At 55.3% G+C, this 23,627-nt stretch carries 19 protein-coding genes; 6 read left to right on the forward strand and 13 right to left on the reverse strand.

What is annotated here, in order from left to right; translation table 11 throughout:
* Window positions 1–235: 235 nt before the first annotated feature.
* On the reverse strand, window positions 236–1,813 hold the full coding sequence (gene guaA / locus ACT3RP_RS02935) for a glutamine-hydrolyzing GMP synthase (protein ID WP_444624493.1): 1,578 nt from the start codon (window positions 1,811–1,813) through the stop codon (window positions 236–238).
* A gap of 96 nt (window positions 1,814–1,909) precedes the next feature.
* On the reverse strand, window positions 1,910–3,379 hold the full coding sequence (guaB, locus tag ACT3RP_RS02940; RefSeq protein ID WP_096281950.1) for an IMP dehydrogenase: 1,470 nt from the start codon (window positions 3,377–3,379) through the stop codon (window positions 1,910–1,912).
* 197 nt (window positions 3,380–3,576) lie between these two features.
* Between guaB and xseA the strand changes: the two genes are divergently transcribed.
* Window positions 3,577–4,917, forward strand: a complete 1,341-nt coding sequence (xseA, locus tag ACT3RP_RS02945; protein WP_483393201.1) for an exodeoxyribonuclease VII large subunit — start codon at window positions 3,577–3,579, stop codon at window positions 4,915–4,917.
* Window positions 4,918–4,926: 9 nt separating this feature from the next.
* Here xseA and ACT3RP_RS02950 read toward each other — a convergent pair whose 3' ends face one another.
* Window positions 4,927–5,844 carry a LysR substrate-binding domain-containing protein gene (locus tag ACT3RP_RS02950; protein WP_096281952.1) on the reverse strand — a complete coding sequence of 306 codons (918 nt, stop codon included), beginning with the start codon at window positions 5,842–5,844 and terminating at the stop codon, window positions 4,927–4,929.
* A gap of 99 nt (window positions 5,845–5,943) precedes the next feature.
* Between ACT3RP_RS02950 and ACT3RP_RS02955 the strand changes: the two genes are divergently transcribed.
* Window positions 5,944–6,936, forward strand: coding sequence for a YeiH family protein (locus tag ACT3RP_RS02955; RefSeq protein ID WP_483393202.1), 993 nt, complete (start codon window positions 5,944–5,946; stop codon window positions 6,934–6,936).
* Here the strand turns inward: ACT3RP_RS02955 and argA are convergent.
* The 3 genes from argA to ACT3RP_RS02970 form a co-directional block, all read right to left on the reverse strand.
* Complete coding sequence (gene argA / locus ACT3RP_RS02960; protein ID WP_483393203.1) at window positions 6,933–8,246, reverse strand: amino-acid N-acetyltransferase; 1,314 nt, start codon at window positions 8,244–8,246, stop codon at window positions 6,933–6,935. The two genes, ACT3RP_RS02955 and argA, sit on opposite strands and share 4 nt — an antisense overlap.
* Before the next feature lie 222 nt (window positions 8,247–8,468).
* The gene (locus ACT3RP_RS02965; protein WP_096281955.1) at window positions 8,469–9,734 is read right to left on the reverse strand and encodes an inorganic phosphate transporter; all 1,266 of its coding nucleotides are present in this window, start codon (window positions 9,732–9,734) and stop codon (window positions 8,469–8,471) included.
* A 10-nt stretch (window positions 9,735–9,744) separates the two neighbouring features.
* Window positions 9,745–10,425: a TIGR00153 family protein gene (locus ACT3RP_RS02970; protein ID WP_096281956.1), complete on the reverse strand. Its 681-nt coding sequence runs from the start codon at window positions 10,423–10,425 to the stop codon at window positions 9,745–9,747.
* 137 nt (window positions 10,426–10,562) lie between these two features.
* Between ACT3RP_RS02970 and ACT3RP_RS02975 the strand changes: the two genes are divergently transcribed.
* Together ACT3RP_RS02975 and ACT3RP_RS02980 are read left to right on the forward strand one after the other, a co-directional pair.
* Window positions 10,563–11,462 carry a CYTH domain-containing protein gene (locus tag ACT3RP_RS02975; RefSeq protein ID WP_483393204.1) on the forward strand — a complete coding sequence of 300 codons (900 nt, stop codon included), beginning with the start codon at window positions 10,563–10,565 and terminating at the stop codon, window positions 11,460–11,462.
* Between the two features lie 47 nt (window positions 11,463–11,509).
* Window positions 11,510–12,406 carry an ion transporter gene (locus ACT3RP_RS02980; protein ID WP_483393205.1) on the forward strand — a complete coding sequence of 299 codons (897 nt, stop codon included), beginning with the start codon at window positions 11,510–11,512 and terminating at the stop codon, window positions 12,404–12,406.
* A gap of 85 nt (window positions 12,407–12,491) precedes the next feature.
* On the opposite strand, the gene ACT3RP_RS02985 is transcribed toward ACT3RP_RS02980, so the two are convergent.
* From ACT3RP_RS02985 to ACT3RP_RS02995, 3 genes are all read right to left on the reverse strand, one after another.
* Window positions 12,492–13,268 (reverse strand): 5'-nucleotidase, lipoprotein e(P4) family, encoded by a 777-nt coding sequence (locus tag ACT3RP_RS02985; RefSeq protein ID WP_096281959.1) that lies wholly within the window; start codon window positions 13,266–13,268, stop codon window positions 12,492–12,494.
* Window positions 13,269–13,457: 189 nt separating this feature from the next.
* Window positions 13,458–14,081, reverse strand: coding sequence for an L-threonylcarbamoyladenylate synthase (locus ACT3RP_RS02990; protein WP_096281960.1), 624 nt, complete (start codon window positions 14,079–14,081; stop codon window positions 13,458–13,460).
* A gap of 144 nt (window positions 14,082–14,225) precedes the next feature.
* Complete coding sequence (locus tag ACT3RP_RS02995; RefSeq protein ID WP_483393206.1) at window positions 14,226–15,140, reverse strand: PHP domain-containing protein; 915 nt, start codon at window positions 15,138–15,140, stop codon at window positions 14,226–14,228.
* A gap of 207 nt (window positions 15,141–15,347) precedes the next feature.
* Here ACT3RP_RS02995 and ACT3RP_RS03000 point away from each other — a divergent pair, with 207 nt between their 5' ends.
* Both ACT3RP_RS03000 and mnmC read left to right on the forward strand, forming a co-directional pair.
* The gene (locus ACT3RP_RS03000; protein WP_193062729.1) at window positions 15,348–15,647 is read left to right on the forward strand and encodes a YciI family protein; all 300 of its coding nucleotides are present in this window, start codon (window positions 15,348–15,350) and stop codon (window positions 15,645–15,647) included.
* Between the two features lie 233 nt (window positions 15,648–15,880).
* Window positions 15,881–17,920, forward strand: coding sequence for a bifunctional tRNA (5-methylaminomethyl-2-thiouridine)(34)-methyltransferase MnmC2/FAD-dependent 5-carboxymethylaminomethyl-2-thiouridine(34) oxidoreductase MnmC1 (mnmC, locus tag ACT3RP_RS03005; protein WP_483393207.1), 2,040 nt, complete (start codon window positions 15,881–15,883; stop codon window positions 17,918–17,920).
* On the opposite strand, the gene ACT3RP_RS03010 is transcribed toward mnmC, so the two are convergent.
* The 4 genes from ACT3RP_RS03010 to ACT3RP_RS03025 form a co-directional block, all read right to left on the reverse strand.
* The gene (locus ACT3RP_RS03010) at window positions 17,914–18,189 is read right to left on the reverse strand and encodes a YheU family protein (RefSeq protein WP_193062733.1); all 276 of its coding nucleotides are present in this window, start codon (window positions 18,187–18,189) and stop codon (window positions 17,914–17,916) included. The genes mnmC and ACT3RP_RS03010 overlap by 7 nt on opposite strands.
* The gene (gene ligA / locus ACT3RP_RS03015; RefSeq protein WP_483393208.1) at window positions 18,189–20,222 is read right to left on the reverse strand and encodes an NAD-dependent DNA ligase LigA; all 2,034 of its coding nucleotides are present in this window, start codon (window positions 20,220–20,222) and stop codon (window positions 18,189–18,191) included. Before ligA ends, ACT3RP_RS03010 begins: the two co-directional genes overlap by 1 nt.
* Window positions 20,223–20,376: 154 nt before the next feature.
* Entirely contained in the window at window positions 20,377–22,170 is a 1,794-nt protein-coding gene (locus tag ACT3RP_RS03020) for a cell division protein ZipA (RefSeq protein ID WP_444624484.1), read from the reverse strand.
* Window positions 22,171–22,670: 500 nt separating this feature from the next.
* Entirely contained in the window at window positions 22,671–23,540 is an 870-nt protein-coding gene (locus ACT3RP_RS03025) for a LysR family transcriptional regulator (RefSeq protein WP_441686623.1), read from the reverse strand.
* Window positions 23,541–23,627 lie beyond the last annotated feature (87 nt).

Raw genomic sequence — 23,627 nt, forward strand, 5'->3', positions numbered from 1 at the left:
AACTCATTGAAACGCATTAGCTATATAGAAAGCCACTCAATGACGCGGCATAACAACTCCTACAAGCTTATAAATTGTTGTACAGGATCATTGAGCCACTACAGACACAAACACACTATGCTTGGCTATGCAGAGCACTCTGAATTTACCAACGCCAAAACACAAAAAGCCCGCATATACACGGGCTTCCGGAGTGTTTATTGCCAATCGCTACTGGTCTATGCCGAAAGTGTGGTCACTCCCACTCAATCGTAGCAGGCGGCTTGCTGCTCACATCATAAGTTACCCGCGAAACCCCGCCCAACTCATTGATAATCCGGTTGGAAACCTTCTCCAGCAGCTCATAGGGCAGGTGCGCCCAGCGGGCGGTCATGAAGTCGATGGTTTCTACTGCGCGGAGCGCGATGACCCATTCGTAGCGGCGGCCGTCGCCGACTACGCCTACGGATTTCACCGGTAGGAACACCGCAAACGCTTGGCTGGTTTTTTCGTACCAGCCGGAGGCGCGTAGTTCTTCGATAAAGATGGCGTCGGCATCGCGGAGGATGTCGGCGTACTCTTTTTTGACTTCACCCAGAATGCGCACGCCCAGGCCGGGGCCAGGGAACGGGTGGCGGTAGACCATATCGTAGGGCAGGCCGAGCTCCAGGCCGAGTTTGCGCACTTCATCTTTAAACAGTTCGCGCAGCGGCTCGACCAGCTTGAGCTTCATGGTCTCTGGCAGGCCACCCACGTTGTGGTGGGATTTAATTACATGCGATTTGCCGGTTTTAGAGGCGGCGGATTCGATCACGTCCGGGTAGATGGTGCCTTGGGCCAGAAACTCGACGCCGTCGATTTTATTGGCTTCTTCATCAAACACGTCGATAAAGGTGTTGCCGATGATTTTGCGCTTGGCTTCCGGGTCGCTTTCGCCTTTCAGCTTGCCGAGGAACAGGTCTTCGGCGTCTACGCGGATCACCTTCACGCCCATGTGCTTGGCGAAGGTTTCCATGACCTGGTCGCCCTCCTGCTTACGCAGTAGGCCGTTGTCGACGAATACGCAGGTCAGCTGGGTGCCAATCGCTTTGTGCAGCAACGCGGCCACTACAGAAGAATCGACACCGCCGGAAAGGCCGAGCAGTACGTGGCGGTCGCCCACTTGGTCACGTACGCGCTGTACCTGGTCTTCGATGATTTGCGCAGGCGTCCACAGCTTCTCGGCTTTACAGATATTCAGCACGAAGTGCTCAAGAATCCGCTGGCCTTGCAGCGTGTGGGTCACTTCCGGGTGGAACTGTACGCCATAGAACTGCTTCTCTTCCCACGCCATGGCGGCAATCGGGCAGCTGGGGGTGGAAGCCGTTACGGTGAAGGTGTCCGGCGCCTTGGCTACCTTGTCACCGTGGCTCATCCACACGTCTAACAGAGTCTTGCCGGAAGCGGTGTCTACGTGGTCTTTAATGCCGTTGAACAGCGCATTGTCGACGTCGATCTGGATCTGCGCGTAACCGAACTCGCTTTGGTTGGAGCCTTCCACTTTACCGCCTAGCTGCTCGGCCATGGTCTGCATGCCGTAGCAGATACCAAACACCGGCAGGCCCATTTCGAACACGCACTGCGGCGCTCGCGGGGAGTCCAATTCGGTCACGGATTCCGGCCCACCGGCGAGGATGATGCCGTTAGGGTTGTACTCGCGGATCTCTTCTTCGGTGATGTCGAAGGCGCGAACTTCAGAGAACACCCCGATCTCGCGTACACGGCGAGCGATCAGCTGGGTGTACTGTGAGCCGAAGTCGAGAATCAGAATCTTGTGGGCGTGAATGTCACTCATGGCGGGGTCTCGGTTAAGCGGTGTGGGTGCCGCTGGTAAGGCCAAAAAGCAAGCGGCGGGGCAAAGCCCGCCGCGCCATCTATCTAAACGTGCTGGTTAGCTCACCCGGTAATTGGGAGCTTCTTTGGTGATCTGCACGTCGTGAACGTGAGATTCGGCCATACCAGCGCCGGTAATTTTGACGAACTCGGGCTTGGTGCGCATTTCTTCGATGTCGTGACAGCCGGTGTAGCCCATGGAGGCACGCAGGCCGCCCAGCATTTGGTGCACGATGGCGGTCATCTGGCCCTTGTAAGGTACGCGACCTTCAATACCTTCCGGCACCAGCTTCTCAACACCTTCATCTTTGCTCTGGAAGTAGCGGTCCGAGGAGCCTTGCGTTTGAGACATCGCGCCCATGGAACCCATGCCACGGTAGGCTTTATACGTACGCCCTTGGAACAGCTCAACTTCACCGGGCGCCTCTTCCGTACCCGCAAACATGCTGCCCAGCATCACCGTGCTGGCGCCAGCGACGATCGCCTTGGCGATATCGCCAGAATAACGTACGCCGCCATCGGCAATCAGCGGGATATTAAACGGCTTAAGCGCTTCCGCAACGTTGGCAACCGCGGTGATTTGCAGCACGCCAACGCCGGTCACGACGCGCGTGGTGCAGATAGAACCTGGGCCGATACCGACCTTAACGGCGTCTGCACCGGCTTCAGCCAGCGCAACAGCGGCTGCGGCGGTGGCGATGTTGCCGCCAATCACCTGCAGGTCAGGATAATGTTCTTTGACCCAGCGTACACGGTCGATAACGCCTTTAGAGTGGCCGTGGGCCGTATCGACAACCAGCACGTCAACGCCTGCTTCAACCAATGCAGCGATGCGGTCCGGCGTTTCAGGGCCGGTGCCCACCGCGGCACCTACCAACAAACGGCCATCGCTATCTTTAGCGGCCATCGGGTAGGTGCGGGCTTTTTCGATATCTTGGAAGGTCACCAAACCGCGCAGGTGAAACTCATCGTCAACGATCAGCATTTTTTCGATGCGGTGTTCGCGCATTTTGGCTTTGCTGACTTCAAGCTCGGTGCCTTCGGCCACGGTAATCAGACGCTCACGCGGGGTCATGATATCGGCCACGCTGTCGCCTACGTTGGGCTGAAAGCGCATATCGCGCTCGGTCACAATACCGACCAGCGTTTCGCCCTCAACCACCGGGAAGCCCGAAAAGCCGTACTCTTTCGCCATGCTGAGCAGGTCTTCCAGCTTCGCTTTGGGGCTAACGGTGACCGGGTCTTTAACAATGACGCTTTCGTGCTTTTTGACCTTACGCACTTCGGCTGCTTGCTGAGCGACTGCCATGCTCTTATGAATAATGCCGATACCGCCTTCCTGAGCCATGGCAATCGCCAAACGGGCTTCGGTAACGGTGTCCATCGCGGCAGAAACAAGGGGAATATTGAGCGAGAGATTGCGGGTCAGGCGAGTTTTGAGGCTGACATCCTTGGGTAGAACGTCGGAGAAGCCAGGAATGAGGAGTACGTCATCGAACGTAAGCGCTTCTTGGGCCATACGTAGCATAGCGGCAACACCCTGATGGAAGAGGAGAAGTGGGGCGTGAAAGGTTAATCGCCTATTATAGCGTTTTGAAGGCCGCCCCAGCAATGCGGAGACGCTAGCAAACTGCGACCAATGGCTAATCCGTTTTTTTATGACGGCTTAATGATAGGCTTAACCCGCTGTTATTTATTTACGATTCGGCTTTTTGAGATTAAATCATGCCAGAGCTTCCCCAGGCGCTTTCCGTTAGCCAACTCAACCAGCGTGCCAAGCAAACCCTTGAGCGCGATGTGGGCGAAGTGTGGGTGGAAGGCGAGCTGTCTAACGTCTCTCGCCCGGCATCGGGCCATGTCTATTTCACGTTGAAAGATGACCGGGCGCAGATTCGCTGCGCGCTGTTTCGTCAGCGGGCGCGGTTTGTGTCGGCACCCATGCGCGATGGTGATCAGGTGAAGCTGCGTGGGCGGGTGTCGCTGTTCGAACCGCGCGGCGATTATCAGCTGATTGCCGACGCGGTGCAGGCGGCGGGGTTGGGTGAGCTGCTGGCGGCATTTGAGCGCTTAAAAACGCAGCTGGAAGGCGAAGGCGTGTTTGCCAATGCCCGGCCGCTGCCCTTCCCACCGCGTAAAATTTTAATCTTAAGCTCTGCCACCGGAGCGGCCATTCGTGATGTGCTGGCAGTGCTGGAGGCCCGCTGGCCATTGGCAGATGTCACGCTGATTCCCGTGCCAGTGCAGGGAGCAGAGGCTGCACCGGCGATGATATCGGCGCTGGCCCTGCTCAATCGCCAGGCGCGACTAGATCCTGAACGCGATGTGATTCTCATGACCCGCGGTGGTGGGAGCCTTGAAGACCTGTGGGCATTTAATAACGAGCATTTGGCGCGGGCGATTTTCCATTCCCGGCTGCCGGTCATGTCGGCGGTGGGCCATGAGGTCGATGTCACCCTGGCGGATTTTGCCGCAGACATGCGCGCCCCCACCCCTTCTGCCGCTGCCGAGCGCTTGGTGCCCGATCAAAACACCTTTAAGCGCCAGCTTGAATATCAGCACAGCCGCCTGCTTCGAGCCATGCAGGCACGCCTGGAACGCGATAGCCAACGCCTGGATACCCTGCGCGCCAAGCTGCGCCACCCCGGCGAGCAGCTTAACCGCCAGCGCCAGCATTTAACTGGCCTTAATCAGCGTTTGAATCGCGCCATGCAGCAAACGCTCGACCAGCAAAAAGCGCAAGTAACACAGCTGAGCAGACGGTTAACCAGCCAGGATATGACGCGCCTGCACCGTGCAGAAAAGGAACGCGTCAGCCAGCTGCAGCGCCGCCTGGGTACGGCGATGCAGCGCCAGCTTGAGAGTCGGCAGGCGAGATTAACCAGCGCTGCGCGGGAGCTCAATGCAGTCAGCCCACTGGCCGTATTGGGGCGAGGCTATGCGATTGCCCAAGATGAACAGGGTCAGGTGGTTCGACGCGCCGCGGATACTCAGCCAGGTCAAAAGCTCACCGTGAAGCTCGGGGAAGGCAGATTAAATGTCGAAGTTAAGCGGCGCTTAAAATCCTAATACTCTTGGCTAATAGTGAATATTAGCGTAGGGGAAATTGCCATCGTCCAGCAAGAACACTTTGAATGCCTGCCATAGCGGGCTTCGATATCGCTCCGGATGCCAGACCAAAGAAAAAGATCTGGAGAGTGTCAGTTTACTCTCAAGTGCCACTAACTCGCCGCGCTGAAGCTCGCCCACCACGCTAAGATATGACAAACAACCCAGCCCAAAGCCTGCCTTTACCGATTGCTTGATAGCTTCGCTCTGACTGAGTTCCATACGCACCTGCAGCCGCTCAACGTGATGCAATACTGCGGATTCAAACACATCTCGAGTCCCGGAGCCGGGCTCACGGAGAATCCATGCAGCCTGGTCCAAGTCGGCGTCATCCAACTGTTTTTTCTGCGCCAAAGCGTGCCCAGGAGAGCAGATGATCACCATCTTATCTTTATGCCACGCCTGGCTGACTAAACGTGATTCGTGGCACACCCCTTCTATCAAACCGATATCTGCATCAAAATGCAGCAAATCTGTAATGACATCACTCGTATTACGAAGTCTTAAGCGCAGGTCCACTTCCGAGTGCTCATTACAAAAATTACCTGCCAGAGGAGGCAGTAGGTAAGTACCGATAGTCGTGCTTGCCGACACCATAAGTGTTCCTCGCAACCCACCTTCAGGCTCCTCAGCAGCGGCGATGAATTCAGCCATACCATCAAGCAGACGCTCGGCTCTAGGCAAAAGGGATCGTCCTAAATCGTTGAGCCGTAACCGGCGACCCAGCCGCTCAAAGAGATCAACCCCTAATTGCCGCTCGAAATCAGCCAGTGATTGGCTGGTGGCTGATTGAGACAAGCTTAAGCGCCGAGCCGCGGCAATCACAGTGCCATCCTGAGCGACACAAACAAAAACCTGGAGCTGGCGAAACGTTACATGCGGTGTCATACATCGGCTCTACCGAATAGCTATATTATTATTAAATGTTAATGCATAAACTTATTTCTTAATAGACTAACTATAAATCCATATTAAAGGCATTAACTCATGTGGCAAGGCCTACTTCTCTGTAGCGCATTAACGTTTGCAGGCTTTGTACTGACCTACCTGCCCTGGCTAGCATCCAGCGGCATCAGCCCATTAGTGACCGCATTGCTCCTGGGGCTGATAGCAGGCAACCTGCCGCTGGCACATCATTTTACGCGTACTCAGCCAGGGCTGGACTTTGCCACCCGCTGGTTGCTTCGAGGCGGGGTCGTACTTTTCGGTTTTTCATTGACGGTACAACAAGTCTTTGCACTCGGGCCGTGGGCGTTGCTGCTGGATATAGTCGTGGTCTGCACTGTCTTAGTCGCCGGCTATCAAATCGGCACTCGGCTGCTGGGGATGGACCGCGAAACGACGCTACTGACCTGTGCCGGCAGTGCTATCTGTGGTGCCGCCGCAGTCCTGGCCACTGAAACTACCATTCGTTCTAAGCCCGCTGCCGCGTCTATCGCAGTAGCAACGGTAGTGCTGTTTGGTACGCTAGCAATGTTTATCTACCCCTTGCTGTATCCACTGACGGGGATGAGTGAAGGGCTCTATGGCGTTTATATTGGGGCAACCGTTCATGAAGTGGCTCAAGTCGTCGCCGCAGCCGATGCAGTGGGCCAAGAAGCGCTCACTAATGCCGTTATCGTCAAACTCGTCAGAGTGATGTTGCTCATTCCCTTTCTGCTGATTATCGGGCAATGGTGGAGTCAACAGCATGCCTCTGGAACGGGCATTAAAACCGGGACACTGGTTGTACCCTGGTTTGCCTTCGGCTTTATGGCGGCAGTTGGCGTTAATAGTCTCATAACGCTACCCAGCGCCTTGAGTCAGACGCTGGCGTTCGCTGGGCAGATGGCATTAGCGATGGCCATGGCCGCCTTAGGCTTCGGTACACGAATAGCAACGCTCGTCGAATTAGGTATTCGTCCCTTTATTCTAGGACTCATACTATTTGTGCTGTTATTGGTCGGCGGCGGCTTCCTCAGCCGGCTACTCATGGGCTAAGCCAGTGCTTTCACCAACACTTTCGATTTGCGCGCGTGGTTGTAGGCCTCACGTTTAAGCGGTGGCAAATCATCTAGGCTGGCAGCGTGAAATCCGCGTTCAACAAACCAGTGCGCGGTATGCGTAGTGAGCACGAATATCTCGCTAAGCCCCCTCTGGCGGGCGCGACGCTCTAAGGCTTCCACCAAGCTTTCGCCGCGCTCACCGCCGCGGTAGCTGTCGTGTACCGCCACACAGGCCAGCTCGGCAATGCGCGTCTCGGAGAACACATGTAGCGCCGCGCAGCCAATCACCATGCCGTCGCGCTCAATGACCATGTAGTCATCGATGTCGTGCTCTAAACGTTCTCTTGAGCGCGCAACCAGCATGCCGCGGCGCTCTAATGGCTCTAGCAGCTCCAGTAAGCCCGTCACATCGTTGAGCGTGGCCGGGCGCAGCTGTTCGTAGCGATGCTGAGTAATCATGGTGCCCACGCCGTCGCGAGTGAAAAGCTCGCCCAGCAAAGCGTCATGGTTGCGCCAGGAAAGGAGATGCGTGCGCGCTACACCCTGCCGTGCCGCCGTGCAGGCGGCCTGTAAATGGCGGGCTAATTCACTGCCTGGCAATGCGGCGTTTAAACGCGGTTCCGCTTCTGCCGGAGAAAGCTGGCGCAGCAGTGCCCCACACTCATCATCTAAGCCTTCGGATTCACCGAGCAGAATCAGCTTATCGGCCTTTAGCGCCACGGCGGCGTGCTGAGCGACTTCGGCGGCATCCAGATCAAACACCTCGCCCGTACTTGAAAAGCCCAGCGGTGGCAGCAGCACTAACGAGCCCTTCTCCAGCAGGCCTTCAATGGCGCTGGCCCGCACGCGACGCACTTCCCCGCCATGGTCAAAGTCTACACCTTCTCTTACGCCGAGCGGCTTGGCGGTCACGAGATTGCCAGAGATCACGCTAAGCTCAACGCCGTGCAGCGGCGTGCTGGGCAGCCCAAGGGAAAGCCGCGCTTCTAACCACAGCCGTTGGTGCGCGGCGACTTGCTCCACGTGCATCATCACGGCGCGGTCGGCGACCCAGCGGCCATCAATACGCGTGGGCTCAACGCCCGCCGTCGTTAAGGCTTCCTGTACCTGAGGGCGAGTGCCAAACACCACGACCAAGCGCACGCCCAGCGTATGCAGTAGCGCTAAATCTTGAATCAGCTGCTCCCCGCGGCCAGAGGCCATCGCTTCGCCTTCAATTAAGATGACAAAGGTTCGCCCCCGGTGCGCATTAATGTAGGGGGAAGCGTTACGAAACCAATCAACAAAGGGGAAGCGCGTATCCAAGGGCCGCTCTCCGGCAGCAGGTGAAAGAAACAGGCTGTTATCACGTTCAACTGGGCTACTTTAACAGAGCATAAAAAACAGCGGCACCTTCAATTGCATATCTGCTAATTCTCATGCAGATCGCGATGAAGAGTGCCGCCGTTATTTTCATGCCTGCTTGGCTGATTTAGCCGAGCCGATTTACCAGAACCAAGTTAATAAGACCAAGCTAGTAGAGCCGGCCTAGCCAAACATGCCTTTAAACATAAAGAAGAACAAAATAGCTAGGCCTGCGCCCGCGGGCAGCGTAATCAGCCACGAAATAGCAATGGTGCCAATCACGCGCAGGTTAAGGGCGGCCATGCCGCGCGCTAAACCAACCCCCAGCACAGCGCCAACCAGGGTATGCGTCGTTGAGATAGGCAAGCCGGTACCCGAGGCCAATACGACGGTACTTGCGGCAGCCAGGGTGGCGGCAAAACCTCGGCTTGGGGTGAGTTCGGTAATGCCGGTACCCACTGTCGCAATCACTCTGTGACCGTAGGTTACAAGGCCGACCACGATCCCCGCACCGCCCAGCATAAGCACCCACCAGGGCACTAGCGCAGCGCTGTCGATCACGCCGTCGCTACGTACAACGCTAATGACCGCGGCGAGAGGGCCCACTGCGTTCGCTACGTCATTCGAGCCGTGCGCAAACGCCATTGCACAAGCGGTAAAGATCATCAGCACGCCAAACACGCGTTCAACGTTAGCGTAGCCAAAGTGGTCGTTCGCATTTTGCTCGAACTTAATGCGTCGCTGCATAACGATACCCAGACCCATAATGGCGATGCCGAGCACAATCGAAAGCAACAGGCTTTGCCCAAAGCTGAGGTTTAAACCTACGTGCGACAAGCCTTTGGTCAGCGTGACCATCGAGACAATAAAGCCCACCAGGAAAACGTAACCGGGTACGTAGCGCTTAGCCGCTGCAAGCGGGTCGCTGCTTTCAAAAATCAGATGCTGAACAGACTTAAAGAGGACATAGGCGATGGTACCCGCGAGCAGCGGCGAAATGAGCCAGCTAGAGGCAATTTGACCTACCTTGCCCCACGCCACCGCATCAACCCCCAGGCCCACCGCGCCAAAACCGACGATAGCACCCACGATAGAATGCGTGGTAGACACCGGCCAGCCGCGTGCTGAAGCAATCAACAACCAAATGGCGGCAGCTAACAGTGCCGACAACATGCCGTAAACTAATAGCTGAGGATTGGCTTCTAATAATTCGGGGTCGAGTATCCCACCGCGAATGGTGGCGGTGACTTCACCACCGGCGAGCCATGCGCCTAGAAACTCAAAGATAACGGCAATAAGGATGGCTTGCTTGATGGTGATCGCTTTCGACCCCACCGAGGTTCCCATGGCATTGGCTACATCGTTTGCACCAACGCCCCAAGCCATAAAGAAGCCGAACAAACAGGCCAGGATAATGAAGATTTCACCGTGCTGGGCAATAATCAGCATACAAGTCCCCTTAGCGGGCTGTCAGAATCTGTAAGCGGCTACCCACGCGCTCGGCGCGGTCAGATAATTCACCCACCCATTCAATGATTTTATAAAGAAAAATCACATCGACGGGTGGCAGCTGACTTTCAAGCGCGAACAGTTGGCGACGAATAGTCACCTGCTGGTCATCGGCCTGGTGTTCGAGAATATGCAGTTCACGGATCATTCGATGCATGACGTCAGCGACGTTACGTCCAAAGCCTGACTCAAGCAGATCTTTGAGCTCTTCCAATGCCTGACGGGCTTGCGCAACACAAGCAACGCTTGTGCGGATATAATCGCGCATCGGTTCAGCCAGCTCATCCGGCACACGCATTTTACGGCCCATCATGATGCCGGTAATGTCGCGCACCTTATTGGCGATTTTGTCCTGTACGCTAATGAGATCAAGCAGATCAGACCGCGACACCGGTAAAAACATGGTGTTGGGCAGGTTCAATCGCAACTCAGTTTTCAGCGTATCAGCGTCATGCTCTAAGCGGGTGACGTTTTCGCGCAGCTCAGCCGCTTTGATCCAGTCGTCTGCCAGGGTTGCTTCGAAAAACGGCAACAGCTGGTCGGCACATTCGTTTGCCTTGACGATATGGGCCAATAACGGCTGGAATGGCGAGCGGCCAAACATCGAAGAAAAAGGATTGGAGGTAACCATAATGCCTTTTAGCCTGTTTTCGGAAAGCCTGGAAATGGCGGCGCCAGTATAAAGAGTGCGCTCGCCGCCGTCATGAAAAGTTCATAAATGTAATCAAATATTCATCTATATGTCACGATAACGAGGTGGCGATTGCCATGAAAACCCCCATTCCTCTAGAAGTAGAGATTAAGCTGGCGCTTCCCCCCACGGGGCTGGCTGCGCTAAGCCAACACCCTCTTCTCGCTTCAGTTCCCGTATCTCAACACGCATTGGCCAACATCTATTTCGATACCCCGACAAACGATTTAGCCAAAGCGCGTATTGCCGTTCGCCTGCGCGAAATCGATGGTAACGTGCTGCACACTGTCAAAACAGTAGGTCAAGGTAGCGGCGGGCTTTCTCAACGCCAAGAGTGGGAGTGGCAAGCTCCCGGTCCGCAGCTAGACCTCACGGCGCTTGCCAAGCTGCCCCCTTTTCAAGGCGAGCTTGCGCAGGCGCTGCCCTCACTCGTTCCGACGTTACGCACTGACTTCACGCGGCGCTGCTGGCAGTTAACCAGCGGCCTTTCAAGCATCGCTGCAACCGAGACTGACAACCATATTGAGCTGGTATTGGATCAAGGCGAGATTATTAGCGGTAGCTACCGCACGCCTATCTGTGAAATAGAGCTTGAGTTAAAAAGGGGGGAGCCAGAGGCGCTTTGGACATTAGCACTGGCGCTTGCTGAGCAGGTTCCTCTGCGCCCATCAGACAGCAGCAAAGCAGCGCGCGGTAATATGCTAAGTGCCCAGCACTGGCCGTTACCCGACGCGCAAACCCCGGCGCAATGGCTGCACCGCGCCACGCTGGCGCTAGATGCCTACCATGACAGCCAGCAAGCAAGCTTTCTAGCAAAAGCCCATCAGGCTATCAACACGCTGGCGGAACATCCTGAGTTAGATGCCCTTGCACGCACTTATGCCCTGGCACTGCCGAGCGCCCTGGACGCCCAAGGCCAGCCACAGGCCGCTTACGGCAGCGCGGCGTTAGCACTCGCCTATCGCTTGGCGTACTAAACCGCGCTACGCTAGCGCTGAATGAGTGCCCACTTCAGGATGACGCAATGAATTTTCACCTAACGCCAGCCACGGAAGGCCTGCGTAGCCGCCTGTTTCATATCATATTCGAGTCCGACACACCGGGGGCGAAAGCATTTGATATCGCCTTGATTGTGGCCATTTTGGTGAGCGTCGCGGTGATTCTGCTGGGCAGCATTGAAATTTATGCTGAGCGCTACGGGGACATATTTTTCTACACGGAATGGGTACTGACGCTGCTGTTCAGCATTGAGCTGCTCGTTCGCATCTATTGCCTGGAACGTCCTCTTCTCTACCTCAAAAGCTTTTATGGAATCGTCGATTTAATTGCGATTTTACCTACTTGGCTCGTTCTTTTAGTACCCGGCGCCCATGCACTGGTGATTGTGCGGCTACTACGAGTACTGCGTATTTTCCGTATTTTTCGCTTGATGGCGTTTGTCGGTGAAGCCAACCTACTAATCGATGCCCTGAAGCGCAGCTTGCACCAGATTCTGCTGTTCTTCTTCTCTATTTTGATGGTGGTGACGCTATTTGCGGCCTTGATGTACACCATCGAATCGCCGGAGGCAGGCTTCACTAGCATTCCCATGTCGATGTACTGGGCTATCGTTAGCATGACGACGGTGGGTTATGGCGACATCGTGCCTGCGACACCGTTAGGCAAGGCGATCACCATGGTGCTGATGTTACTCGGCTACTCGATTATCGCCGTGCCCACCGGTATTTTCTCGGCACAGGTGATTCGCTCGATACGTGAAGATCGCCACTCGGAAGAAACCTGCCCCGGATGCGGGCATGAGCAGCATGACAAACGCGCCCGCTACTGCATGCGCTGTGGTACCTGGTTAGACGAGGACAGCGAAGACCCGCGCAAGAAAGATGAAGAAAAACAAGATGAAGAAAAACAAGACGAAGACTAAAACGCGCCCCAGGATAACGAAACCTGGGACGCGCAGTTCTCTTTTACTGAGGTAACAAGAGATCAAGGGGCTGGAGTATTAAGGATCACTCCGCTTCGAGCGGCGCGTCCCAGGCATCTAACTCGGCCTCACTCCAAGCACCGTAGGTCGCATTGGGGAATACAATCCAATCCTTGCCAAAGCGCTCTGCATTATCGTTTACAAGCTCGTGCTGCTGGGCAAGGTCGGCACCTGCAAAATCATCCGCAAAATCGTGCAACGAATCGCCTAACTGCATGACCAGCGTGTGACTCTCAACCACCTCCGCGCGCCGTTCTTCTTTAGCAGGCCCCAGCAGCATCACGCTCTGCTCAGATACTTGGGGCAGCGCTAACGCGTCTAGCGTGGCGATTGTGTCGGCCTCATTCTCCTGGTAGCGATCAGAAACGTAAAAAATAGCCACGCCCTGCTCATCCGCGTAATCCAGGAACGCTTTGGCGCCCGGCATTAAACGCGGCTCACCTTCACGCTCCCAGTGCTTCCAAGTATCCCAAGCGGTGTAGTCGTGGCACGCCTGCATGTCGCGAACCAGCAGCGCGCTATTGTCCAGCACCGTTTCATCCAGGTCGGTCATGATGGCTAAGCCGTCGCTGCCACCATGAGCTTCAATTTGATCTTTGAGTCGGTAGGTGGCGAGAGCAAAACCCTGACGCTGAAGGGCTGCGGCTTCAGCAGACTGCTGTTGATAGCGTAGGCCCATCGCATAAGCTTCCTGGGCACACATTTCTGCGTCATCGCTGTCCGCGTGGCTGGTCAGCGGTAGAGCGGTAAGGCTGGCTAAGGCAGCAAAGGTGCAGAGGCGAGAAGTGAAAAGCATCTTCATTGAATGATCTCCTGGGCTAGGTGATCTCAAAAAGACGAGGCGACTCCGCGCCTTAAAGGATCACGATTTATTATCGAAAAGAATCATTAGGATCATATTTTATTTTCATTGAACAATCAAATAACTAAAAAAAGACAAACCGCCACCTCGATCATGCTACGAGCCGGGGATTTGCCTTGAAGAGAGCTTTTAGCCTACGAAAGGAGCAATATCGCCCCGCCCTTCACGAATGATTTTGGGCGGCAGCTCGCGCAGATCAATAACGCTTGTTGGGTCTAAGTGGCAGGCGCCGCCGTCAATAATGGCGTCCAAATGGGCGCCAAAACGCTCGCGAATCTCTTCCGGGTCGTTCATGGGCAATGTCTCTCCCACCGGAATTAGCGTCACGCTCATCAACGGCTCACCCAGCGCGGCTAATAGCGCATGAGTTATGCGGTGATCCGGCACGCGCACGCCAATAGAACGCCGCTTAGGGTGCAGCAATAGACGAGGCACTTCAGAGGTGGCATCCAAAATATACGTGTAAGGCCCTGGCGTGTGGGCTTTCAGCAGCCGAAAAACGTCGTTGTCGACTTTGGCGTAAGTGCCGATCTCTGACAAATCAGAGCACACCAGCGTAAAGTTGTGCTTGTCGTCCAGCGAACGCAGCCATTTGATTTTCTCAACCGCTTTTTTCTCGCCCAAATGACAGCCCAGGGCATAGCCTGAGTCGGTGGGATACGCCACAACGCCGCCCTTACGAATGATCGCAATAGCCTGGTCGATTAGACGTTTCTGGGGATTTTCTGGGTGAATCTGAAAATACTGGCTCATGAAACTGCTCCTATCCTTAAATCCTATCTATATAGCATAGCTGACCTGGCGTTGACGTGGCCCAGTCTTTACCAGTGTCTTTATAAGTACGTCTTTACAAGTACGTCATTAAAAGCACGCCGTTACCGCCCGACAAACACCGGCCTAGGCGCTTGCCAGCAGGCCGGGCTGCGCGTCACGTAAATGCTGTAACCGCGGGTGCTGCCATATGGGAGGGGCAGCCGTGCGTGGCACTAGGCTCATACTGCCTGGCGCCGCATGGCTGCCGGGGAAGTGAAAGTCGCTGCCGAGAGAGGCATAAAGCTCACGCTCAGCAAGCTGGCGGGCTAAATCGCGGGTGCTGTCCGAGTTCTGCTGGCCGCTGATCAGTTCAACCGCTTGCCCGCCTGCTGCCTGAAACGTGTCCATCAACAAGCCACGCTTGCGCCGCGTTAAGCCATAGCGCAGTGGATGCGCAATCACAGCGACGCCGCCAGATGCCACCACCCATGCCACCACCTGGCTAATTTCCGGCCAGTGAGCTTTGACATCGCCCTTCTTGCCGCTGCCCAGGTAGCGCTTAAAGGCGCTTGACCAATCGGGCACTAAGCCTTCAGCGACCAGCGCACGGGCAAAGTCTGGGCGTCCCAAGGGGCGGTCGCTACCAGCCTGCACACGCGCTTTTTCCAGCGCGTTGCTTAAACCCACTTTTTCCAGCCGTTCGGCAATCACTTCTGCACGCTGAATACGCGCATCACGTTGCTGAATCAAGCCTTCGACCATCGCCCCCTGCAGGCCGCCGGGCATTAGTGCCACGACATGAATATTAATGCCCTGCCAGCGTGTGGATAACTCACACCCAGCGACAAGGCACAGCCCCGCTTGCTCAGCCGCGCGAGCCGCTTCGTCGATGCCGTCCATGGTATCGTGGTCAGTCAGCGACATATGCGTTAACCCACGCTCTGCACACAGCGTTACAAGCTCAGTGGGCGTTAGCGCACCATCAGAAGCGGTGGAGTGCATGTGCAAATCAACCGGGTAGCGCTGATCGGCATCAAAGGTATACGGAAGTTGAGGCATAAGATGACGCCGTGTGGCCAGTTTGTCAGAATGAGCATTGGGAAAACTGAAATGCTGTTCAGTCGTTACTTAACCGCTCCCTGTCTGTCAGAAACGGTATTTCAAAGTAGCATGTGAGAACGGTGCGTCAGATATGGTGCGCGCTTATAATCACATGGTCAATTAGCGCTACCGTCGCAACCTCGTCTAATCAAGGAGTTATACTCAATGCTGTATGCCATTCTTAGTGAAGATGTCGCCAATAGCCTAGAGCGTCGACTGACGGCTCGCCCTGATCATTTAGCCCGCCTAGAAGCACTACGCGATGAAGGCCGCTTGGTGCTGGCGGGCCCTCACCCTGCCATTGATGCTGAAAACCCGGGTGACGCAGGGTTTTCAGGCAGCTTGGTCGTGGCAGAATTTGACGGCCTGGAAGCGGCTAAAGCCTGGGCCGATGCCGACCCTTTCATGATTACCGGGGTCTATGCCAAAGTCGTTGTGAAGCCATTCAAAAAAGTGCTGCCTTGATTTTAATAGACCCCTATGGGTGTTCGTCAGGCTGGCACAAAGTTCTTCACAGTGCCTGTGGAAAACTCTGTGCAAACCCGGCGGACGCTTTTCGCTAAGCCAGAGATAGCGCTGCTATCAACACTTTGATCATTTTTTAACCATCGGTTGATCACTACGTCATCATCGATGACATCACCACTGATATCACTACTATCACTACTATCACTACTATCACTACGAAGGATGCCTGCGTGGCCCAACGTCCAACCGCTTTGCCCCTCCTCGCGGCGCTAACCACGCCCACACTTACCTGGAATGAAGACGGTGCGCCCCGCTCAGCAGCATTTGATGATATCTATTTTACCCGTGGCGATGGCCGCGCTGAGACGGAACACGTGTTTCTCGGAGCCAATCATCTTCCTGAACGTTTTGCCAGCTGGACGTTGGCGCGCCCTTTTGTCATTGGCGAAACGGGCTTTGGCACAGGGTTAAATATGCTCTGCGCCTGGGCGTGCTTTGAACAACACGCGCCTCCTAATGCTCGGCTGCATTTGTTATCCACCGAAAAATATCCTTTTGATCGCCTGGCGCTTGAGCGTGCCCTAGCCGTTTGGCCCTCACTGGCTGCTTATACACAGGTGCTGTGTGCCCAGTGGCCGGCCGCCGTCAGCGGCATTCATCGCCTGCACTTAACCGAGCGAGTTACCCTCGACCTGCATTTTGGCGATACCACCGAGCGCTTAGAACAGCTGGATGGCCAGGTAGATGCCTGGTTTTTGGACGGCTTTGCGCCGTCCAAAAACCCTGACATGTGGCACCCGGCACTGTTTAATGCCATAGCAGCACGTTCGCGCCCCGGCGCTACCTTTGCGACATTTACCTGCGCGGGCATTGTGAAGCGTGGCTTAAAAGCGGCAGGCTTTCACTGGCAAAAAGTACCGGGCTATGGCCGTAAACGAGAAATGCTGGCGGGCAGTATTGAGTCGCCGCCCAGCGATCAGCGGCGTGAGAAAACTCCCTGGTTTACGCCGCCCTCTATTGAAGTGGCTAAGCACGTAGCAATAATCGGCGCGGGGCTTGCGGGCAGTAGCGTGGCGGCGGCGCTAGCGCGGCGCGGCGTTCAGGTGACGGTCATTGAGCGTGAGGCCCCTGGTGCGGGCGGCTCCGGCAACCGTCAGGGCGCGCTGTATGTGAAGCTTGCCGCAGAGACCAACCATCAAAGCCGCGTTTATCTCGCCGGGCTGCTCTATAGCCAGCGCTGGCTGGCCCAGCAGCGTTGCACACAGCCGCTGTCTGCATCTCCTTTATGGCAACCTTGTGGCGTCATTCAACTCGCTAGTGGCGATAAAGAGGCGCTTCGCCAGCAGCGCTTTATTGAGCAACACCCGCTGCCTAGCGAGGTCGTCTCTGCGATGCAAAATCCTGCGCTAACCGATGCGGCGTCGCTGACTATTAACGCGTCTCACGGACTATTTTATTCGCAGGCGGGCTGGGTGCGGCCTAAGGCGCTATGTGAGCACTTGCTAAGCCATTCGAACATCACACTGCTGCAGGGCGACGCCGCATCGTTTGATCGCAAAGACGCTGATTGTGCTTCTGGCCAGGGCTGGCAGATTCATTTAGCCGATGGCCGCATCGTGGAGGCGGATCAGGTCGTGGTTGCCAGCGCCCATTTAGCCAACCGCTTTGCGCAAACCTTGGCGCTACCGCTGCAATCTGTGCGTGGTCAGGTCAGTGAAATCAATCTACCCGAACAGGTGGCAGGCCCTAGTCGCGTGGTATGTGCCGGTGGCTATGTCGCGCCGGCATTGGATGGCGTATTAACCTTTGGCGCAAGCTTTGTGCCCAACAACGCCACCAACGATGTGTCAGCGGCCGACCATCAGCGCAACATTGACGAGCTGCGTCAAACGCTGCCCGCCCTGGCTGAAGAGCTAGAACAGGCGGGCATTAATCTTAGCCCTGAAAACCTGCAGGGCCGGGCAGCGGTGCGTGCCGCGAGCCCAGATAAAAGCCCCTACGCAGGGCCGGTGCCGGTAGCGGATACGTGGCGGGCCGACTATTGCGTGCTCAGCAAAGATGCCACTCGCGTGCCGGACAAGCGTGGCGAGCATCATAGGGGGCTGTGGATAACCACCGCGCACGGCTCGCGGGGCTTGGCCAGCGCGCCGCTATGTGCCGAGCTGATTGCTTCGCGGCTGTGCGATGAGCCAATACCTTTAGAAGTACCGCTGGTTGATCACCTGCATCCAGGACGACGCATTATTAGCGCGACTATCCGCGCTCAGTAGTCGCCTTCCTCTTCATCGTCGGCCACGTCACGGCCAAAGGAGCGCCACTGAGCTAGGGTCATGACTTCGGTCATCTCTAGCTCCAGGTCATGCGCAATGATGAGTTCATTGCGCGACAGCTGTTTTTTCAGTTCGGCGACCCAGCCGTGCATGCCCTCGCCAGTCGTGTCGGTCGTATCGTAACCCTGGCGGGTAACGAAGGCCTCCAACAGCGCATTCAACGTTTCTTCTGGCAGCATTCGTGCGGGTACTTCAATAAATCGGCCCATTAGCGCTGTTCCCACTCTGCCAAGCGTTCAATAAAAGTAGCCTCGTCGATGACGTCAACGCCCATCTGCTCGGCTTTCGTCAGTTTGCTGCCAGCTGCTTCGCCAGCGACCAGGCACGTGGTTTTTTTCGAAACACTGCCTGCCACTTTGGCCCCCAAAGCCTGCAAGCGTGCCTTACCTTCGTCGCGGGTCATGCTTTCCAGCGAGCCGGTCAGTACCCAGGTTTGCCCTTCCAGCGGTGTAGGGCCTTGTGTGACGACCGCTTCTTGCCAAGTAATACCGGCGTCGCGCAGTGCCGCAATGGTTTCCTGGTTATGGGGCTGACGAAAAAAAGTATGCACATGAGCAGCGACAATGGGGCCAACATCGCCCACGGCTTCCAGCGCCGCCAGCTCTGCCGCCTGAATAGTTTCAAGCGTACCAAAATGATTGGCTAGGTTAGCCGCCGTTGCTTCGCCCACTTCGCGAATACCCAGCGAGTAAATAAACCGCGCAAGCGTGGTCGCCTTAGCATTTTCAAGCGCGCCGACCAGGTTGGTAGCGGATTTTTCACCCATGCGCGGCAGACTTTGCAGCTTTTCAACCGTTAAGTGAAACAGATCCGCCGGCGTTTTGACCCAGTCAAGATCCACTAGCTGCACAATCAGCTTTTCACCTAAGCCATCAATATCCAGCGCTTTGCGGCTGGAAAAGTGTTTCAGCGCCTCTTTACGCTGGGCAGCGCAGTATAGGCCGCCCGAGCAGCGCGCCACCGCCTCACCTTCAAGTCGCTCAATTTGTGAATCGCACACCGGACAGTGCTCAGGAAAGATAATGGCTCTAGCGTCCGCCGGCCGCAGCTCCGTATGCACCCGAACCACCTGTGGGATCACATCGCCTGCGCGGCGAATCGACACCGTATCCCCGACCATCACGTCTAAGCGGCTGATTTCATCAGCGTTATGCAATGTTGCATTCGATACCGTCACGCCCGCCACGCTAACAGGCTCCAGCCGCGCGACGGGCGTAATTGCCCCGGTGCGCCCCACCTGAAACTCCACATCGTTAAGCGTGGTGACTTCTTCCTGGGCTGGAAACTTAAATGCCACCGCCCAGCGCGGTGCCCGGGCGACAAAGCCCAGCTCACGCTGATGGCGCAGGTCATCAACCTTAATCACTACACCGTCGATATCAAAGCCGAGGCTATCGCGCTGCTCGCCTAGCTTCTCACAGTAGTCGGCAACCGCTTGCGGGCCTTTGACCACGTCTAACGCGGCGCTTGCGCGAAATCCTAGCGTAGATAGGCGTGTCATCAGCTCACTATGGGTAGTATCACCCAGCTCGGGCTCTAAACGCGCAGCTTGATAAGCGTGAAACTCTAGCGGACGTTTTGCGGTAATCCGCGGATCTAGCTGGCGTAAGCTGCCGGCAGCGGCATTGCGCGGGTTAGCAAATACCTTGCTGCCTTCTTCTCGCGCGCGCTCGTTAAGCGCTTCAAAACCCGTATGGCGCATAATCACCTCGCCACGTACTTCCAGCAGCGCAGGCACGTTGTTGCCCAGCAGCTTCAGCGGCACCGAGCGCAGCGTGCGCAGGTTAGAGGTAATGCCTTCACCGCTACGGCCATCGCCTCGCGTCGCACCGCTCACTAACCTGCCTTGTTCGTAAACGAGCGACACGGCGGCGCCGTCAAGCTTAGGCTCGCAGCTAAAGGTAATTTCATCGGCAGCACATTCCAGGCGATCAGCCACACGCTCGGCAAAAGTGAGGATATCTTCGCGGCTAAAGGCGTTATCCAGCGACAGCATGGGAATGGCATGCGCCACAGACAAAAAACCGTCCGCCGGGGCGGCACCCACCCGCTGGGTCGGCGAATCGCTGGTAATTAGATTGGGATAACTGGCTTCCAACTGCTGTAAACGCTGTAGCTTGCGGTCGTAGTCGGCATCCGTCAGTGTCGGTTCATCCAGGATGTAGTAGCGGTGATTGGCCTCATCCAAGGCGACGCGCAGTTGGTTTATCTCTTCTCGTGGCTGAGAATCAGACTGACTCATTAGAATGGGTTCCAGTACTAGCTAAAAGCGGCAGCGAAAATGCAAAATAGATATTTAAAACAGATATTGAAAACAGCACCCATTATAAAAGCAGGCGCATAAACAAAAACACCCGCCCTCTGAAAGAAGGCGGGTGTTAGACAGCTAGCGCGAATTAACGTGCTTGCATATGGCGATGCAGTCGGTGTCGGCGTTCAAATTCACGCACACGCTGGCGGGCGAATTCAATCGTTTGTGCGGTCATAACGCTGCGATTTTCATCTTTCAGCTCACCGCCCATATGACGAACCAGCACCATGGCCGTCTCGACCATCGCCTCAAACGCAGCGGAGCTGTCGACAGCGCCGGGCAGCGGCATCAGCAGCGTTACGCCGGGGGTCATGAACTCACCCATTTCTTGAATGGGGAAAGTGCCCGGCTTAACAACGTTAACCATCGAGAACTGTAGCTCGCTGTCTTCGCTTTCAGTCTCAAAGCGGTGGAAAATACCCATACCACTGCTGTAGCGCAAACCACACACCATCATGAGTTCAAGCAATTTACTGCCATCAAAGCCGTCGGGATCACGCGACAGTACGCTGATAACCACTACTTCTTCAGCGCTGGAAAGCGTTTCTTTCGCGTGCTCGCCATTGACGTCATGACGTAAGGCTTTTTCTAACGTGGGATGAACGCGCACTCTCTGATTGGACTCTCGCTCACTAGCGGCCCGTTCATCAAAAGACTCGTCGCTGGCGTACTCGTCGCGCTCATCTGCGTGGTCATAACTTTCTTCATAAGCGAAGGAGCTTTCCGATTCGTGACGCGCCTCTTCTTCAGCGATACGCTGCTGTGCTGCCAGTCGATCAGCTGCCGCGGCGTTGGCAGCGACTTCGCGTGCCTGCGCCTGTTCTTGAGCTAGTCGAGCACGCTCAGCATCAGCGGCCTCTTTAGCCTCACGACGCTGTTCAGCTTCTAACACCTTGCGCTCGGCCTTCTGTTTTGCCAACGCTTTATCGCGAATGGCTTTCTCAGCTTTTTTACGCTGGCGGTCTAAACGACGCTCAATGAGACGACGTTTAAACGATCGGCCCATACCTTCAAAATCAACAAGACGATATTCGTCTACCTGATCATCGTCTAACTCTTCCTGCTCGCCCACGGTATCAGAGCGCAGCTTACGACGCTTTGGTGCAGCGTCGCTAAAAGCGTGTTTTGCAAACGCGGCATCTTCCGGCTCGGCACGTAGCACGTTCTCGCGCTCGGACTGCACCGGAGCTTCGACTGGTTCACTCGCGCTTATACCCGCACTTGTAGTAGGAGTCTCAGCAGTCATAGGCTCAGCAGGCGTCGTCACTACTTCTGGCGCGATGGGTTCTGAAACAACCGATTCTGTTGCCGGTACCTGAGCAGTAGATGATGTTTCAGTAACCGATGGCGTTTCGGCAATAGAAGCCGTCGCTGGTTGTGCAGTCTGCGGCGCTGTAAAAGAAACACTGGGCTCGCGGCGCTCATGTTCAGGCGCTGTATCAGCAATGTTGACTCGATGACTAGCCGTCGGCGTATTGACCTGAGGTGCTGCGGGCGATGCTTTAGCAACCGCTAGCGCTTCTGCTTTCTCGGCTTTCTCGGCTTTACGCTTAGCGACCTTAGCCGTGGCTGAGCGCCTAAACTCAGCAAGTACTCGTGAGGCACCAGGATGCTCTTGACGTTCTAACTTTGGCTTACTTCCTAATCCGCTATAATCTGCAGGCTTAACAACTCGGGCGCCACCGTTAGGAAGCTCCCAATTGATCTCGGCTGCTTTAGCAGCATCATCAGGGTCTTCTAGCTGACTAGCTGAAAGATCCTTCTCTGCCTGATCAAGGCGAGGTACACGACGCTGTCGTTGAAGTCTTCGCACACCATCTATAACGATGAGCGATACCAACGCCAGCCCTAAAATAATTAGCCACTCTCTTAGTTCCATGTCGAACGTTCCATGGTCATCTTGCCGGTTGCTAAGGCACTGTGTCTAAAAATTCATGCCTAAATAAAGGTAACGGCGATTAAATAAATACTTGCCATTAATACCACCAAGCATAGCGCGAATACTATGAAAAGGGCCACTTTTTACTCTATTTCGCACAATTTTTGCACATTAGCAAAGCATTGGCACGGTTAAAAGCAAAAAAATAGACCTTAACTTCAAACAAAAGTGCAACGAGCATTTGATCAAGGCTTTTTAAGCCGCTTTATATAGAACCCGTAGAAGCAAGAAAGGATGAATTAATCTTAGGAAATCGCACTACCACTTCCTCATTAAACATGCTTATCACTTCAAGCTTCAGCCTCTATCTTTAAGCTCCTTAAGGGCCCCAAGATCAACTTTAATAGAGGTAATATAGTTAAGTTGAACACTTTAGGACATTTTTTTACACATCTAAGTTAATGTTTATGAGCCTATGATTAACAAACCGCTGTTTAAAATTACAGCTTATTCCAAAATACTTCAGCCGCCGCACTTAAGGGGCCAACGGGGCGGGTAAGATGTATTTGTAAAGTAATATCCCATCTTTCGTCCAGCGCACGGACTAAGCGACCATCGCTAATCTCTTGCTCTGCAAGGCTTTTTGGCAACCACGCCACCCCCTTTCCCTCCAGCGCCATGGACATTAACACCGCGGCTAAGTGGCTACTAAACTGTGGTTTAACGGCCAAAACCGCGGCTTTGCCATATAAACGATGGGCCACAATACGGCCTAGGCCCGATGCTTCGGTGTAAGCCAAATAAGGCAGCTGATGAGAGGGAATTTCTTGACTTACGTGTCGACTCATCAACGCAATCAGGGTGTCTTCCCCCACCTGCTTGCTAATAAACAGCCCCGGGGCCAAGGGTGAAGGCACGGCAGGATGTCGGTGGCAGAGCAAAAAAGGCACCTCCCCATGCACCAGTAACTTTTCACACCCTGCCATGCTATCGGAATGAAGACGAATGGCCTCAATCGGAGCGCCGTTATCCACCTGGCGAATCCAGCGCGGGAAAAACGTAAACGAAAGCGAGTGCGTCGCGGCAAAAGGAAGCGTTTTGGCCATATGCCCAGCCACTTCCTGCGCCTCGGTGCGCAGCCGATAAAGGCGGCTCGTGGCTTCAGACGCGTCGGTTAAAATATGCCGCCCGGCTTCTGTCAGCGTGGTGCCTTGCGGCGTTCGCACGAACAGGCTCACCCCCATCCACTGCTCAAGTGAACGTATCCTGCGGCTAAACGCTGGCTGGGTAATATGACGAGCGTCTGCAGCACGCACGAAACTACCGTGCTCCGCTAGGGCGATAAAATCTTCAAGCCAAACAAGCTCCATAGGCAATGCCATTTCAGCATGGGGTTGCCCAGTAATAGCATTGGTTGGCTTGAATTACCACGGTTATTGTTAAGCACTAAATCGATA

Source organism: Halomonas sp. AOP5-B2-8, from assembly GCF_052376475.1.
GTDB lineage: Bacteria > Pseudomonadota > Gammaproteobacteria > Pseudomonadales > Halomonadaceae > Vreelandella > Vreelandella casei.